Annotated in this window: 14 protein-coding genes; 5 read left to right on the top strand and 9 right to left on the bottom strand. The window is 64.8% G+C overall.

Annotated features, from left to right (window positions below; genetic code table 11):
• Positions 1 to 634: 634 nt before the first annotated feature.
• From BL254_RS22800 to BL254_RS22765, 8 genes are read right to left on the bottom strand one after another with little or no spacing between them, the layout of a single operon-like run.
• Entirely contained in the window at positions 635 to 1381 is a 747-nt protein-coding gene (locus BL254_RS22800; RefSeq protein WP_047221751.1) for an SDR family NAD(P)-dependent oxidoreductase, read from the bottom strand.
• Positions 1378 to 1809, bottom strand: a complete 432-nt coding sequence (locus BL254_RS22795) for a MaoC/PaaZ C-terminal domain-containing protein (protein ID WP_047221752.1) — start codon at positions 1807 to 1809, stop codon at positions 1378 to 1380. The genes BL254_RS22800 and BL254_RS22795 overlap by 4 nt, the downstream gene beginning before the upstream one ends.
• A gap of 4 nt (positions 1810 to 1813) precedes the next feature.
• The gene (locus BL254_RS22790) at positions 1814 to 2290 is read right to left on the bottom strand and encodes a MaoC family dehydratase N-terminal domain-containing protein (RefSeq protein WP_076845077.1); all 477 of its coding nucleotides are present in this window, start codon (positions 2288 to 2290) and stop codon (positions 1814 to 1816) included.
• On the bottom strand, positions 2287 to 3561 hold the full coding sequence (locus BL254_RS22785; protein WP_076845075.1) for an acyl-CoA dehydrogenase family protein: 1275 nt from the start codon (positions 3559 to 3561) through the stop codon (positions 2287 to 2289). Before BL254_RS22785 ends, BL254_RS22790 begins: the two co-directional genes overlap by 4 nt.
• Positions 3558 to 4499: a hydroxymethylglutaryl-CoA lyase gene (locus tag BL254_RS22780; protein WP_076845092.1), complete on the bottom strand. Its 942-nt coding sequence runs from the start codon at positions 4497 to 4499 to the stop codon at positions 3558 to 3560. Before BL254_RS22780 ends, BL254_RS22785 begins: the two co-directional genes overlap by 4 nt.
• A 16-nt stretch (positions 4500 to 4515) precedes the next feature.
• Complete coding sequence (locus BL254_RS22775; RefSeq protein WP_047221754.1) at positions 4516 to 5664, bottom strand: acyl-CoA dehydrogenase family protein; 1149 nt, start codon at positions 5662 to 5664, stop codon at positions 4516 to 4518.
• Positions 5665 to 5677: 13 nt separating this feature from the next.
• Positions 5678 to 6916, bottom strand: coding sequence for a CaiB/BaiF CoA-transferase family protein (locus BL254_RS22770; RefSeq protein WP_083731316.1), 1239 nt, complete (start codon positions 6914 to 6916; stop codon positions 5678 to 5680).
• Complete coding sequence (locus BL254_RS22765) at positions 6913 to 7893, bottom strand: hypothetical protein (protein ID WP_076845073.1); 981 nt, start codon at positions 7891 to 7893, stop codon at positions 6913 to 6915. Before BL254_RS22765 ends, BL254_RS22770 begins: the two co-directional genes overlap by 4 nt.
• A gap of 199 nt (positions 7894 to 8092) precedes the next feature.
• Between BL254_RS22765 and BL254_RS22760 the strand changes: the two genes are divergently transcribed.
• From BL254_RS22760 to BL254_RS22750, 3 genes are all read left to right on the top strand, one after another.
• The gene (locus BL254_RS22760; protein ID WP_076845071.1) at positions 8093 to 9400 is read left to right on the top strand and encodes a TetR family transcriptional regulator; all 1308 of its coding nucleotides are present in this window, start codon (positions 8093 to 8095) and stop codon (positions 9398 to 9400) included.
• A gap of 66 nt (positions 9401 to 9466) precedes the next feature.
• Entirely contained in the window at positions 9467 to 10891 is a 1425-nt protein-coding gene (locus BL254_RS22755) for an OB-fold domain-containing protein (protein ID WP_076845069.1), read from the top strand.
• Positions 10891 to 12093, top strand: coding sequence for an acetyl-CoA acetyltransferase (locus BL254_RS22750; RefSeq protein WP_076845067.1), 1203 nt, complete (start codon positions 10891 to 10893; stop codon positions 12091 to 12093). The genes BL254_RS22755 and BL254_RS22750 overlap by 1 nt, the downstream gene beginning before the upstream one ends.
• Positions 12094 to 12214: 121 nt before the next feature.
• On the opposite strand, the gene BL254_RS22745 is transcribed toward BL254_RS22750, so the two are convergent.
• Positions 12215 to 14191, bottom strand: coding sequence for an NAD(P)/FAD-dependent oxidoreductase (locus tag BL254_RS22745; RefSeq protein ID WP_254858440.1), 1977 nt, complete (start codon positions 14189 to 14191; stop codon positions 12215 to 12217).
• A gap of 951 nt (positions 14192 to 15142) precedes the next feature.
• Here BL254_RS22745 and BL254_RS22740 point away from each other — a divergent pair.
• Together BL254_RS22740 and BL254_RS22735 are read left to right on the top strand one after the other, a co-directional pair.
• Complete coding sequence (locus BL254_RS22740) at positions 15143 to 15889, top strand: CoA transferase subunit A (protein WP_047221759.1); 747 nt, start codon at positions 15143 to 15145, stop codon at positions 15887 to 15889.
• On the top strand, positions 15882 to 16112 hold a 231-nt coding region (locus tag BL254_RS22735), incomplete at its 3' end, for a CoA-transferase (protein ID WP_305775656.1). The genes BL254_RS22740 and BL254_RS22735, both read left to right, overlap by 8 nt.

The raw sequence follows: 16112 nt of genomic DNA, 5'->3' as shown, positions 1-16112 counted from the left end.
CCAGGGATGACATCCGCCGATCGCCTGTACGCCTCACAGGGCTAGCCGATGATCAACAAGAATCTAATGAAATTTTGATGGTTTCGATGCARCATAGCGTGATTCGCGCCACTGTCAAACACCCGGACCACTCAATCGTGCGCACGTCCAGGCCTTCTAAATAGATCTTGAAACCGTTTTCAACATCAATAGTCCCCTGGAGGCAGAATATTGATTTTTTGTAGTTAATTTTATGTTCCGTAGATAAATGCCGTGCCGCAGCCCCGACACAGCGATCTGCTGACTGGCAACTACGACTGCTGGACAACACCCATCTGATGTGGATGGCCGGGGCGGTTCTCTCACCGGATAYGCACCTGGGCCCCAGCCACCACGTCCCGGCCATCGACATCGCCGCACTCCCGGCCCTGCGGGACCAGGTCATCGGCCCCATCCGCGCCAGTGTCCGYAGCCCGCGGATCGACGCTGGACCCGTGTCGACCGCAACTACGAGGTCCCGCACGCCGGCAGGCAGGCTCTCGCCCCCGACTTCGGCATCGTCCACTCGCGTCAACACGGCACAGACGACATTTTGCCAACCAGCACACCCCAAACGCCCGGGCTGATCCGTCTCGCCCTAAATCTGAGTCGAATATTATGTGGAGTACCCACCGTCGACGTTGAGCGTCTGTCCGGTCACGTACGACGAGCGGGGCGAGGCAAGGAACGCCACCACCTCGGCGACCTCGTCCGCCGCACCGAACCGGCGGAGCGCGATCGCTCGCTGGGCGGCCTTCAGTGCGCGCTCGTCGTAGTCGCCCGTGCTCAGCAGGTCCTCCCAGATCCCGGCCTCGATCGTGCCGACCCCGACGCAGTTCGCGCGCACACCGTTCTTGCCCTCCTCGGCCGCGATGGCGCGGGCGATCTGCTCGACGGCGCCCTTCGGCGCCGCCGAGAGCAGGTCCCGGGCAGCCCACCGACGGAGGACCGTCGTGACGAGGCAGACCACGGATCCTCTCGTTGCGCGCAGCGGCACGATCGCGGGCCGCAGCAGGTTGAAGCAGGCCGCGGCGTCGCGCAACAGCTGCTCAGCGAACAGCGCCTGGTCGATGCTCCCGACATAACGCATGGGAATCTGCGGGCCTGCGGCGTACACGACGGTGTCCAGCCGAGCGAACGAGCCCACGAGCGCCCCGACGTCCGCTGCCTCGGTGAGGTCCGCAGGGTGCACCGTGGCGTTGCGGCCCAGCGCCCGCACAGCCTTGGCCGCCCTCTCAGCCGCGTCCGCATTGCTGCGATAGGTCAGCGCGACGTCGAAGCCCTCGCGCGCGAGAGCTTTGCAGGCAGCGGCGCCGATACCGCCGCTGCCTCCCGCGACGAGCGCCTGTGGCTGATCGCTCATCGGTCTTCCACAGCCCATGCCTCACGCAGCCGCGCGTACCCGCTCACGACCTCCACACCGTCCTGGTTGGTGGTCGAGAACGCGAGCTCAGCCTCCGGACCGTGGGGGCCCTTCGTCACTGACGTCACCGTGGCTGAGACCGTCAGGGTGTCTCCCGGCCAGACCTGGTTCTTGAAGCGGACCCCGAAGGCGCTGAGATCGGCTTCGTCAACCCAGCCGGTCACCACCTTGGCGGTCAGCCCCATGGTGAGCTGGCCGTGCGCTATGACCTTGTCGTATCCGGCGACCTGGGTGGCGTAGACCTCGTCTGTGTGCAGCGGGTTGAAGTCACCGGATGCGCCGGCATACATGACGAGCTGGGTGCGCGTCAGATCGTGCACGACCACCTGGGAGTGGCTGTCGCCCTCCGTGAGTTGTTCGAGTCTCACCTTGTCACCCTTCCACCGGTCGCTCGGTGACCACCCGCACGCGGATTGCTGTGACGACGAGCTCAYCGCGCTGGTTGGTGAACCGGGTGATCTCCTCTTCGAAGCGAAGCGTCCCGGCGCGTGCGCTCTGCTTCTMCCAGCGTTTGCCGGGTTCCCGGTCCACCGTGAGCACATCCCCGGGCCGGATCGGGCGATGGTACTCGTAGTGCTGCTCCGCATGAAGGCTGGTGCCGCTGCCGCTGGCCGGCGGCGGGAAGCCCGGGCCGCGACCGGACCCGTGCCAGGGCGTGCCAGGGCGCGGACGGTACGGCCAGTCGGGGTCGAAGTGCGCCGCGCTCGCCACGAAGGTGGGTGGGGCCAGCACGCCGCCGTGCGCCTGTGCGGCAGGGGACTCCTCGTCGTACCAACGGGGGTCAAGGTCCCCCAGAGCGCGGGCGAACATGAGCACCGCGCCTGCTTCGACCGGGAACGAGAAGCTCACCGGGCACCTGCCGGCCTGGGCTCGCGAGGCAGCCTCAGGACACCCTCACCGAGGATGTTGCGCTGTACCTCGCTGGTCCCGGCGTAGACGGTGCCAGAGTGGGCCACGAGGAAGGCGTCCTGCCAGGGGTCGACCGGGTGGCCGGGTCCTTCTGGACGGAGTAGCGCGCCGGTTCCCGCGATATCCAGCGCCAAGGCCCCGAGTTTGAGGTGGTACTCGCTCCAGAACAGCTTCCATGTGGACAGCTGCGGACCCGGTTCCCGTCCAGCGGCAACCTCGGAGACGGTGYGCTCCCACGATGCGCGCAGCAGCCGAACCTGGGTATGTGCCCAGGCCAACTGCTGGCGCACTACCGGGTCGCGATCCCGGCCCCTGGCGCGCGCGAGCTCGACGAGCGCGGCCAGCTCTCGTTCACGAGACTGCACCAGCATGGTCGTTGCGCGCCCTGCGGCAGCTCGCTCGAAAGCCAGCGTCGACTGCACGACCCGCCAGCCCTCGCCCAGGCCCCCGATGACGTTGTCCAGCCGTGCGCGCGTCCCGTCGAAGAAGACCTCGGCAAACTCCTCCGCACCGGTCATCTGACGGATGGGGCGGGCGTCGATGCCATTCTCTCCCGGTGTGAAGGGGACGATGACGTAGGAGAGGCCCCTGTGCTTGGGCGCGTCGGTGTCGGTCCGGCAGAGAACAAAAATCATATTTGCCGTGGCGAAGCGGCTGGTCCAGACCTTCTGGCCGGTGATGACGACCTCATCCCCCTCGATCACACCGCGGGTCCGTGCCGAGGCCAGGTCAGACCCTGCACCGGGCTCGGAGAAACCCTGACAGTAACGGTGCTCACCCGACAGGATCGAAGGCAGCARACGCCGTTTCTGGTCGTCGGTGCCGTGCAGGATGATCGACGGTCCGACCATCGACTCGCCTTGCACTYGGTCGACGCGCGGCAGGCCAGCGCGGAAGAACTCCTCGTCGAGCACCGTCATCTCCGGCGCCTCCCAGCCCCGGCCACCGTACTCCTCCGGCCAGGCTGGGCAGACCAGACGCGCCTGGAGGCAGCGTTCTTCCCACTCGCGGAAGAGCGGGTGCTGCTGAGCCTGAGCGTGCTGCTCCTCGCTGACAGCCCGCATCACCGAGCCCGGCAGGTCGACGCGGGCCCGCCAGTCCAGGATGTCGGAGAGCCCCTGGGGCGCGTTGGCCGTAATCCAACCGCGCAGCAGCTCACGCAGCTGCGCAGGCTGCGTACCCGGCGGTATCTGGAGATCTGCTGTGCTCATRCTGCCCCGACACTGGCTGCGAGGGCCTGTACAGTGCGCGACGGGCTCGGCCGGCCCAGTTCCTCCGCCATCCAGAGGCTGGTGCGCACGAGCGCGTGCAGGTCGACGCCGGTCTCGATGCCGAGCCCGTGCAGCTGCCAGAGCAGGTCCTCGGTGGCGAGGTTGCCCGTCGCGCTCTCGGCGTAGGGACAGCCACCCAGACCGCCCGCGGAGCTGTCGACCGTCGTGACGCCCTCCTGGAGCGCCGCCAGGACGTTGGCAAGCGCCTGTCCGTAGGTGTCGTGGAAATGCACACCGAGCTGGTCCCGTTCGATCCCCRCGGCGATGAGGGCGCGCACGAGGGCGCGCACGTGGCCGGGGGTCCCCACCCCGATCGTGTCRCCAAGGCAGAGTTCCGTACAGCCCAGCGCCACAAGGCGCGTCGCCACGTCGACGACCTGCGTCACAGGCACCTTCCCTTCCCACGGGTCGCCACAGACCATGGACACATATGCGCGCACCCCGACTCCAGCTGCGCGTGCCTGCTCCACAACCGGCGTGAACATCTCAATCGACTCAGCGACGCTGCGGTTGAGATTGCGCCGTGAGAACGTCTCGGTGACCGAAGCAAAGATCGCGATATCTCGCACACCTCGGTCGAGGGCCCGCTGCAGGCCCTTGGCGTTCGGCACGAGGACCACATAGCGCACCCCGTCCACCGGCTGTAGGCGGTCGATGAGGTCCTCAGCATCTGCCAGCTGTGGCACCCACTTCGGGTGCACGAAGCTCGTCGCTTCCACGGTCCGCAGGCCGGCAGCCACGAGCCGCTCGACGAACTCGGCCTTCACCACCGTGGAGATGACCTGTTTCTCGTTCTGAAGACCGTCACGCGCGCCCACCTCATAGATACGGACACGCTGCGGAAGGTTGTCGCGTGCGACAACCTGCGGCGCGATCATGACCACAGCGTGCTCCTTACAGCCCGAGAGAGCGGCCGATGATTTCCTTCATGATCTCGTTGGTACCACCGTAGATCTTCTGGACACGTGCGTCGACAAACGCTCGCGCAATGGGGTATTCGGTCATATAGCCGTAGCCACCGTGCAGCTGGAGGCAGTGGTCGACGACACGGTTCTGCATCTCGGAGCACCACCACTTCGCCATGGCAGCCTCCTCGGCCGTGAGCTCACCAGCGATGTGTGCCTCGAGACACCGATCGACGTAGGCCTGCGCCACACTCACCTCGGTCGCCGCTTCGGCGAGGGTGAAGCGGCTGTGCTGGAAGGAGCCGATGGGCTGCCCGAAAGCCGAGCGCTGGCGCGCGTACTCGAGTGTCCATCTGAGCGCCGCCTGTGCCGCGGCCACGCTGATCACGGCAATGGCCAGGCGTTCCTGAGGGAGATTCCTGCTGAGGTAGCCGAAGCCCTTTCCCTCTTGGCCAAGCAGGTTCGCGACAGGGACGCGCGCCTCGGCGAAGAACAGCTCTGCGGTGTCCTGTGCGTGCATGCCTATCTTGTCCAGGTTCTTCCCGCGCGCGAAGCCCGGGGTGTCGCGCTCCACCACCAGCAGGCTCAGGCCGCGYGCGCCAGCGGTGACATCGGTCTTCACGACGACAATGACGAGGTCGGCGTTGATGCCGTTGGTGACGAACGTCTTCGAGCCGTTGACGACGTAGTCGTCACCGTCTCGCACGGCCGACGTGCGCACCGCGCCCAGGTCCGAGCCGGTTCCTGGCTCCGTCATGGCGATAGCAGTGATCAACTCGCCCGTGACYAGCCTCGGAAACCAGCGCTCGGCCTGCTCGTCGTTGGCCAGCTGAAGTAGGTAAGGCACAGCTGTGTCGTTGTGCAGGGAGAGCCCCAGCCCTGACGCGTTGACGCCCGCGGCCTGCACCTCCTCGTGCATGACGACGTTGTAGCGGAAGTCCGTCACCCCTCCCCCGCCGAAACGCTCAGGGACATCAAGACCGAGGAAGCCGTTCGCCCCTGCGGCCAGGAAGAGTTCGCGTGGCACRATGCCGGCGTGCTCCCACTCCAGGTGGTGAGGCACAACCTCCTTTTCGAGGAAGCGCCGAAAGCTGTCGCGGAACAGATTGTGCTCCGTCTGGAAGACATTCCGCTTCATGTCGGGATACTCCTCAAACCACGCGTCGTTCGCGCAGGCGTGCGATCCGCTCGGCCGTGAGACCCAACTCGGCCAGGACCTCGTCGGTCTGCTCACCCAACGCTGGGGCATGACGGGCCACATCGAACGGCTGYCCCGAGACCGGAGCCGGCCATCCCGTGCCCGTGTAGGGGCCCGCGACCGGATGYGTCGTCTCGTGCACGATCTCGCGGGCACGCAGGTGCGGGTCGTCGAGCGTGTCCTGCTTGGAGTTCGCCGGGCACAGGGGGATGTCGTGTGCGCGCGCGATGTCCATCCACTCGGCGAGCGTGCGCTCCTTGAACACGGGGACAAGCTCGTCCAGCAGATCAGCCTTGCCGCCGTCGGCAAAGTCGACGGCGAACGACGTGTTCTTGATGTCGAGCAGATCTTCCCGGYCGACGGCTCTGCAGAAATTGTCCCAGAACTTGTGCTCGATGGCGGCGAGGAGCACGATCCGGTCATCTTTGGTCGCGTACCAGGTGTACTTGGGTCGCTTGTGCGGGTCCATGCCTACCGGCGGAGGCGGGTTGCGTCGATCCGTGATGCGCGTCGAGTTCCACGCCATCACAGCGTCCAGAGCCTGGTTGGYCAGCACCGCGTCCGCGCCCGCCGCGTCGATGTGGGCACCTTCGCCTGTCTGGTCTCGGCGCCGCAACGCCGCGATCGTCGTGAGGGCGGCGTACAGTGCGGTGGACAGCGGCCCGTCGATCGATCCGGAGAAGTACAGCCCCTCGGGGTTGAGGACTTGGTGCACCACGCCCCGCTCGTCGAGCTTGTACTGCTCCTGGCCGGCCACTGCTCCCATCATGTAGCCGTGCACAGGGATCTGGCTGTATGCTCCGCGGGCCCCGAAGCCGCTTGCCTGGCAGTACACGATGTCCGGCTTGGCCGCGCGCTGCGCCTCGTAGCCGATTCCGAGAGCCTCACACGCATCGCCGGCGAAGCCATCCACAAAGACGTCCGCTGTCTTCAGCAGGCTGAAGAACAGGTCGCGCCCCTCGTCCTGCCGCAGATCGATCGTGACGCTGCGCTTATTGCGGTTACAGAGCAGATGGAACACGCTGTTCTGCGGCGTGATCCGATCACCAAGCTCGCGCAGGTAGTCACCGTAACCCGGGCGCTCTACCTTGATCACATCGGCCCCGAGATCCCCGAGCAGGCGACTGGTCTGGTCACCGGTCGGCAGCATCGCGCACTCGATGACGCGCACGCCCTGCAGCAGCTCGATCATGACTGGCCCAACCCCCGCAGGAAGCGACGCGCCTGGATTCCGGGGAACCACTCGATCGCCTCGCCGTACTGCTTGCTCCCGTCGTCGAGTGTCCACTCGCAGAGCGACCAGTACTGCAGATAGCGGGCCCAGGGCACCCACTTGAGGACGTTCTTGCACTCACCCTCCGCATGGACGGTGCGCCCTATGTCGTCGGTGCCCTCGATGGCCAACTTCCACGGCACTCCGTCGGGGCGACGTTCGAGGACCTGCCGGGTGCCGGAGACGACATGGCTGATCTTGTCGTCCTTCTGGATCCATCCGGTGATCGCTGGCTCGATCGTGCCCTCGATCGGATCTGTCGCCAGCGGCTCGGTGCCTATGTTGTACATCTGGAAGGCGAAGCCCTTCCCGTCGTTAAACCACGGAAAGTCACCACGCGGATTGTCCTTGTAAAGGCGGGGACCCCAGCTATGGTCGCGGTTGGACCCGCAGTCGACGTCGATCTCCTCGCCGTTGATCCATACCTTCCCGCTGACCCGGCCGCCCTGCTCGTAGTGGTGCGGCCCCCACTCCTGTGAGCCGTCCGGGAAGCCCGAGTTGGCCACACCCATGGTGGCGTCGAAGCGTAGGTCGAGCTGGCAGCCGTCGCGGTCGTACCGCATCAGAAAGGTCTTCTGGGGTTCGACGCACTTCAGCGTGAGCCCGTTCGGCGTACTGTAGTCGAACATCTCCACCTCGTCCTTGCGGACGTCGAGCGGGGCAAGCTCCAGCCAGTCGTGGTACAGGCAGTMGTACATCTGCTCGCCCGACGGGTCCCAGAGAGCCACGCCCGTCATGGAGAAGTTCATGTTCGGCCGATGGTTCATGTAGACGAAGCCCGAGAGGTCCCGCTCTGCGACGTAGAACGGGAACCAAGCACTCTCGTTCCAGAAGGGGCTGTCCGTCATCGAGTCCTTGTGGAAGTAGTCGTCCTCGGGACGCACGAAGTCGACCATGGATCCTCCTGGCTGTCGTCGACGCCTCGGCCCGGTGCCGTTGCTGTCTAAATGAACGCAGATTTTGTATAGGAGTGCAAGCACCAACCGCCTGGCAGACCTACGACAGACGGTGTCACCGCGAGCCAGCCGCCGAGGAGGCGGCCACTGCCTCTCACATCACGTTTAGAATCGGAGGGTCAACCAGAGAGGAACGGCGATGACAACGGTGCGCACCCACCCGGGCAAGAAGGCCACGGCGACACGACAGCGCATCCTCGACGCCGCAGCCAAGATCTTCCGTCAGAACGGCTACACCGGCACCCGCCTCACGGACATCGCTGCGGCGGCACAGATGCAGGCTGGCAGCCTCTACTACCACTTCGCCTCGCGGGAAGACCTGGTCCAGGAAGTCCTGCGCGTCGGCCAGCAGCGCACGAACGACTTCGTCATAGGCAAGGTCTCCGCCGCGCCTCCCACCACGAGCAGCCTCGACCGGCTCCGCATCGCCGTACATGCCCATCTCGAGGCCGTCCTTGAGATCGGTGACTACACCGCGGCCACCCTGCGCATCTTGGGACAGGTCCCTGAAGAGATCCGCGCTCAGGCCCTCACGCTGYAGCGGGAGTACGGCCAGTGGTGGCGGGAACTGTTCGAGAACGCGCAGCGTGAGGGTGAGCTGCGTCAGGACCTCGACATCTCCGCGTGCCGCATGCTCGTCCTGGGAGCCATGAACGCATCCCCCGACTGGTTCCACCCCGACCAGCCGAAGGGACTCACGCTCAGTGGTCTCGAGGAGCAGTTCGCTGCGCTGTTCCTCGACGGGCTCGGGACCTCCAAGGGAAAGCGRCGCCGGTCACACAAGATCATATTTACCCTCACATCCGATACGCACGAGGAGCCCGCAGCAGAGACACGTGGCGCCGCGACGACCRCTCGGATCCTCGACGCGGCCGCGAAGATCTTTCGCGAGAACGGCTATGCCGGAGCCCGGCTTGTGGACGTCGCGACCGAGGCCGACATGCAGACCGGCAGCCTCTACTATCACTTCGCCTCGCGCGAGGACCTGGTGGTGCACCTGCTGCACAATGCCTGGGAACGCACCGACAGCGCGGTGAGGCGCAGCATCAGCGATCTACTCACACGCACCGCGCCTATCAACAAACTGGCGATGGCCATGACCGCGCACCTGCTGTCCGTCCTGGCCTGGGGCGACTACACCTCGGCCATGCTGCGAATCCTCGGACAGGTGCCGGACGACGTCCGAGCCGCCATCCTTCCATTGCAGCGGACCTACCTCGACCTGTGGCGGGGCTTGCTCAACGACGCTGCCGACGCTGGGGACATCCGCTCCGACCTCGACCTGTCAGTGGTCCTGATGATGCTGGCGGGTGCCCTGAACTGGACGGTCGAGTGGTACCACGCCGATCACCATCTGGCTCCGGAGCAGCTGGCGGAGCAGTTCTGCGTCCTTACCCTCGAGGGCATGTCGACACGACGCCGGAGTACGCGTCGACGGAGCACGTGACGTACACTGGACTCAAACCTAAATTAGAAAGTAGGCTGTCAACGGCTCCCCCACGGAAGGACGTCCATGACCGGCCTGCTGTCCTACGGCTCCTACATTCCATACCACCGGCTTCGTCGGAGCGACATGCAGGCGGCTCTCGGCGCTTCGGGGGGGAGAGGCTCACGCGCCGTGGCCTYGTACGACGAGGATGTCGTCTCCATGGGGGTGGAGGCTGGCTCGGCTGCCCTACAGGGACAGCGTGGTCTGCCTGAGAGGCTCTATTTCGCCACCTCCTTTCCCCCCTACTTGGACAAGACCAATGCGGYTGTGCTGCAYGCCGCGCTCGGACTTGATCGGGCGGCGCTGGCGGTCGACATGGCTGGCTCACCGCGGTCGGCCATCGGCGCACTGCTGGYCGCGAGCGAGGCGCGAGTCCCGGCTCTCGCCGTAGTCGCCGACATACGCACCGGGCTACCCGGGAGCAGCGACGAGCGAGAGGGTGGCGACGCGGCCGCAGCGTTCTTGTTCGGACGCGGCACATCGGAGACACCCGAGCTCGCGACCGTACTGGCGTTCGCCTCGACCACGGAGGAGTTCCTGGAGCGGTGGCGGACACCCGGCGAAAAGGCTTCCCATACCTGGGAAGAGCGCTTCGCCGAACATGTCTACCGACCGCTGGCTGAGGATGCGTTCACCACCTCGCTGAAAGCAGCCGATCTCGCACCTGGCCAGATCGACYACCTTGTCGTGAGCGGTCTGGCCACCCGCGCGGTGCGGCAGTTCGCGCAGGCCAGTGGCGTGCGTCCCGAAGCGGTGGTCGACAACCTGGCAGACCGCATCGGCAACCCCGGTGCGGCTCAGCCCGGGATACTGCTCGCCGCAGCTCTGGACCGCGCTGGCGCTGGCGAAAACGTCGCGCTGGTCCACCTCGCCGACGGTGCGAGCGCTATGCTGATGCGAACCACGGAGCACCTGTTGTCCCGGCGTTCCTCGACAGGCGTTTCGGGGCAGGCGGATGGCCCACACGGTGAGCTCAGCTACATTACTTTCCTCACCTGGCGGGGAATGCTCGACCGCGAGCCACCCCGGCGACCGGAGCCGGACCCGCCCGCGGCACCGCCAACTCGCCGGTCCGCCGGTTACAAGCTCGCCTTTCAGGCGGCTCGGTGCGACGCGTGCGGAGCGGTCAATGTGCCACCGGGAAAGGTGTGCTTTGCATGTTCCGCGGTCGACCAGATGTCGCGGCTATCGCTGCGTGACACGCCTGCGACGGTGGCGACGTTCACTGTTGACCGCCTTGCGTTCACACCGAGTCCACCAATGGTGGCCGTCGTCGTCGACTTCGACGGGGGCGGTCGGTTTCGATGCGAACTCGCCGACGCGGCCCCGGCAGACGCACATATCGGTCTGCGTGTCGGCCTCACATTCCGACGCCTGCTGACGGCCGACGGCGTGCACAACTACTTCTGGAAGGCACGACCTCTTCGCACGGATGAGACGAGGCTCTGATGGCATCACGAGGTATCTGTGATCGGGTCGCAATCGTTGGCATGGGCTGTACGGTGTTCGGCGAGCACTGGGACCGCGGCACGGATGACCTTCTCGTCGAGGCGGTGGGGGCARCCACGCAGAGTACATCTATCGCGATCGACGACATCGACGCTTTCTGGCTCGGCACCTACATGTCAGGCGTCTCAGGTCTGACGCTGAGCCGTCCGCTCCGGATCCGCGACAAACCCGTCAGTCGCGTCGAGAACATGTGCGTGACAGGATCCGAAGCGTTGCGTGGCGCCGCGTACGCCGTCGCCAGCGGCGCCTACGACATGGCCATGGCCGTCGGCGTCGAAAAATTGAAGGACTCCGGCTACTCCGGTCTGACTCGTCAGTCGATTCCGGGCGACGGGACGGGCGGCACGCTTGGCACCACAACGGCACCAGCCAACTTCAGCCTGCTGGCACCGGCCTACAGCCGGAAATACGGCGTGGACGAAGACCAGTTGAAAGAGGTCTTCACTCGGATCGCCTGGAAAAACCACAAGAACGGTTCCCGGAACCCACGGGCCCAGTTCCGAAARGAAGTGGCCAGGACAACCATCGCCCGTTCCCCTCTGGTCGCCGGAAACCTCGGCGTATTCGACTGCTCCGGGGTATCGGATGGGGCAGCGGCAGCGATCGTAGTACGGGCCGAGGACGCGTACCGCTACACCAAGCGCCCCCTGTTCGTGAAGGCGTTGTCCTTCGTGTCCGGTGCGGCAGACGGTAACATCGACCCAAACTACGACTTCACGACCTTCCCGGAGGTCGAGGCATCCGCAAAGGAAGCCTACCGCCAGGCGGGCGTGTCCGATCCTCGGGCTCAGATCGCGATGGCCGAGGTGCACGACTGCTTCACCGTCACCGAACTCGTCCTCATGGAGGATCTCGGCTTCGCCCCCCGCGGAACCGCATGGAAGGACGTTCTGGCTGGGGCGTTCGACCTGGACGGCACACTACCGGTCAACCCCGACGGCGGACTGAAGGCATTCGGTCATCCTGTGGGGGCGTCAGGGCTTCGCATGCTCTATGAGTGCTGGCTGCAGCTTCGTGGTGAAGCTCCGGAGGAGCGGAGCATTCCCAGCACGGGAAAAACTATGGGCTTGACCCACAATCTCGGCGGAGGCCCCGGCGAGTGTGTATCGTTCGTATCCATCGTCGGGACGGAACGCCCATGAGCACCGTCTATACGACCATGCTCCAAGTCACGCCGAACAGAGCAGCAGACAGGCGCTAACACCGGATCTCCTATGACAGCGCGTGCCGCGACAGCCGAGGGCGGTCGCGGYACACCGCCAGTTACTCGTGTTCAGGTGGGTGTCTGGCCGATTTTAGTCGTTTGATAATCCGACCATTCTCACGCAGCATATAGTCGTCCAGGTTAACTGAGCGCGTCATCGTCCAGTAGTCGACAACACGCCAGGGCATTGCGGTCACCACGCGGCCTTTGGAGTTGCGGTACCACGTGTCCATACCCTGGTGCGTCCACACCATCCGCTCATGCGCCTCGTCAAGTTCCTGGTTGTACCGGTCACTGACCTCCTGCCTGCACTCAAGGGAGCTGATGCCCTCGCAGAGCATGTGTTGCAGGGCATCGATGATGTAGTTGATCTGGCTTTCCGCCAAGTAGATGAAGCTGCCGCCGTGGCCGAGGTTGGTGTTCGGCCCGTACATGAAGAACAGGTTCGGGAAACCTGGCGTTGTGATGCCCAGATACGCGCGAGCATCGTCTGCTCCCCACAGATCCTGAAGCACTTGTCCATTCACGCCGGTGGCCTGGTAGCGGATGGGGTTGTGGGCCTCGAAACCCGTGGCGAGGACCACGATGTCCGCGGGCCGCTTCTCCCCATGGACCGTGACAACTTCCGTCTCCGTCAGCGCCGCGACCCCAGCCGTGATGAGCTCGACCTGAGGCTTCTTCAGTGCGGCGAACCATCCGTTGTCCAGCAGCATCCGCTTTCCGAATGGCGGATAGTCCGGCAATGCCTTCTCCACAAGGTCGGGCCTACCTTCGAGCTCCCTCATCAGGTATGCCGTGAAGAACTTGCGGTGTGAGTCATTGACGGCGTTCAGGGACCGTTCCGGATGCGGCCACGTAGGGTCCTTCTGCAGTGACGCGTGGATCCGGTCGTTGTAGGCCCAGGCGAGCTTGGAGYGATACCAGGAGCGGTAAAACGGCACATTGTCCATGAGCCAGTGCATCCGCTCATCGACCGATCGGAAGTAGTTGCTGTTCGGCGACACCCACTGCGGCGAGCGCTGGTAGACGTCGAGAGCTCCCACCGTGTCGGCAATGGCGGGGATGATCTGCATGGCGCTCGCGCCAGTCCCGATGACGGCGACACGTTTGCCAGTCAGGTCCAGACCCTCAGGCCAGCGCGCCGAGTGAAACACCGGTCCCTTGAACCGCTTCGCCCCCTCGAGCTGTGGGATTTTCGGAATGTTCAGCTGACCGACAGCCGAGATGAGGACGTTTGCGGTCAGCTCCTCTTTCGTGCCAGCCGCGTCCTGGACGATGACTGTCCACAGTTCCGCGTCATCGTCCCAGGACGCTGCCACCACCATGGTCTCGAAGCGGATCTTCTTATGAAGATCGAAATGCGTGGCGAGTCCGTCCAGATATTCCTCAAGCTCCGAGCGCTTGCCGAAGTGCATACTCCACGCGCGCGGGAAAAACGAGAGAGAATAGAGGTAGCTCGGGGTGTCGACTCCGCAACCCGGGTAGCGGTTCTCGATCCACGTGCCGCCCACGTTGGCGTTCTTCTCGATAACCGTGTAGGCGATCCCGGTGTCCTGGAGATGCTTGGCGGCGGTCATGCCCGAGATGCCAGCACCGACGACGATCACGCGGAATTCGTTGCTGGCGACGAATGGCACCGGCGCAGGCCTGGGTCGGAATCCCATCTGCTCGGCTGTCATCGCCTCGAACTCCTCGGGAACCTCCTCGGCGACACACAGCTCGAGTAATTCCAGTAACTGCCGACCAGTGGGAGCGGGTATCGCGACCGGTGCTCCCGCAGCCCAGTCCAGCACTGCCCGTTCGACCTCTGAGCGGATTTCCTGTTGCACCGCGGGGGGAAGGCCGCCGTCATCGTGGTCGTCCGTACCACGGGCACGAGTCGGCCGGTAGGGTGGGCGTGTCCACTTGCGGTCGCCGGTGAGCTGCACCAGCAGCGGTACCAGCGTCGGAATGTTGGCCACGCCCAAAGCCTCGTGCAGCGCCACAGGATCGATGTGGGTGCGGGCCCCAGCGACCGACATCATCTCTCCTTCCATGGCAGCAGGCCACCTGCCGCCAGCGACGGTCCATGCGGGACTTCGTCTGTTCTAATTTAGTTTAGATACTATCTCAAGGCAAGCAACTCACACCCGGTCGTCAGATCGACCCCATCGGCAACCATGAGCAACCTTGCGGCAGGGCTTCAGCGCTGCCGCTCCCCTTCGAACACACCGTCTATTGATCTTTAGCCGGCGCACTTGGCCAGGCCGTGYTCTCGCAGGCCAGGACCCAGACGTTCTAGGCGCCCGCTACCGGCGCATCCGCGCCAACCGGGGGTCCCAGAAAGTCATCGTCGCGGTGTCCCGCTCGATCCTGATCACCATCTGGCACCTGGTCAACGACTCGGACTCCCGATATCACGACCTCGGCGCCGACCACCACGAGCGGCACAAGGACACCCGCAAGCAGATCGCCAGCCACATCCGGCGCCTCGAGCGCCTCGGCCTCCGAGTCACCCTCATCCCCAGGATGCGGCGACCACGGCCTGACACACCGTCCCGACCAACCGGACACCCCGCCCAACCCACGACGCCAGGCCACGGGTCAGGTCCGTCTGCCCAGCCTCACGTTGATTTTCGTTCTAGGACTGGCACACCGCGTTACCCCGGATCCACGCCGAGATCACCGAACGACTCAACCCRCCCCTGCCCCGCCCTCGCCCCTGCAAGATCAAATATGGCCGACGCARCGACTACAGAAGTCCGGCCAGCCCGCCCCCACCACCCCGGACCTGCCACCATCCACCACTACCCCGTGACAGCAGAATGATCAAAATAAGCCGAGCGACATCAGTCTATGAACCACTACCCTCAGTAGATGTTGATCTACGATATCTTCCATTTATTCTATTTTCGTTTTGATCCAATGATCCCGATACCCCTTCGCACCACAAGACACGCTTGCAAGGCGCTATTTTCTAACTAGAGTTAGGGGTCGAAGGGGGAGCAGTGGACAAGATCGTCAATAGCGCTGCCGAAGCAGTGGCAGATATCGTCAGGGGATCATCGCTGGCCGTCGGCGGGTTCGGGCTCTGTGGTATCCCACAGGCCCTCATCGAGGCACTGTTGGAGACCGGGGTCGACGACCTCAAGACGGTCTCCAACAACTGTGGCGTTGATGAGTGGGGACTGGGCTCGCTTCTGCGAGCCAAACGGATCAGCCGCACCACGGGCTCCTACGTCGGAGAGAACAAGGAGTTCGAGCGGCAGTTCCTGTCCGGCGAGCTCGAGGTCGAACTGGTCCCGCAGGGCACGCTCGCCGAGCGACTCCGCGCCGGTGGCGCGGGCATCCCCGCTTTCTTCACTCCCAGTGGCGTCGGGACACAGGTTGCACTCGGAGGGCTTCCTCTCCGCTACGACGGGTCGGGTGCTACGGCGAAGGCGTCGGAGCCCAAGGAAGTCCGCACCTTCGACGGCGTGGAGTACGCGCTGGAGCACGCGATTGTCTGCGACTACGCTCTCGTGCACGCTCGCTACGGCGATCGGCACGGCAACCTCGTCTATGAGAAGTCAGCGCAGAACTTCAACCCACTCTGCGCCGCTGCGGGTCGCGTGACGATCGCGGAGGTCGAGGAGATCGTGAAGCCCGGCGACCTAGACCCGGCCCTGGTGCACACTCCGGGGATCTTCGTGCAGCGCGTGGTACAGGTGTCTGTGGAGAAGCGGATCGAGCGGAGGACCGTCCGTGTTGTCTAGGAATGAGCTGGCAGCACGGGTCGCTCTCGAGCTCACGGATGGGCAGTATGTCAACCTCGGGATCGGTCTGCCTACCCTGGTACCCAATTACGTGCCGGACGGCATACACGTCGTGCTGCAGTCCGAGAACGGCATACTCGGCGTCGGGCCATATCCGACCGAGGACACCGTCGACCCCGACCTCATCAACGCCGGTAAGGAGACCGTCACCCTCAACAAAGGC

It is taken from the genome of Protofrankia sp. BMG5.30 (assembly GCF_001983005.1).
In the GTDB taxonomy this organism is placed as follows: Bacteria; Actinomycetota; Actinomycetes; order Frankiales; family Frankiaceae; genus Protofrankia; species Protofrankia coriariae.
Note: the sequence above shows the minus strand (reverse complement) of the source record. Positions and strands in the feature narration are given on the sequence as shown.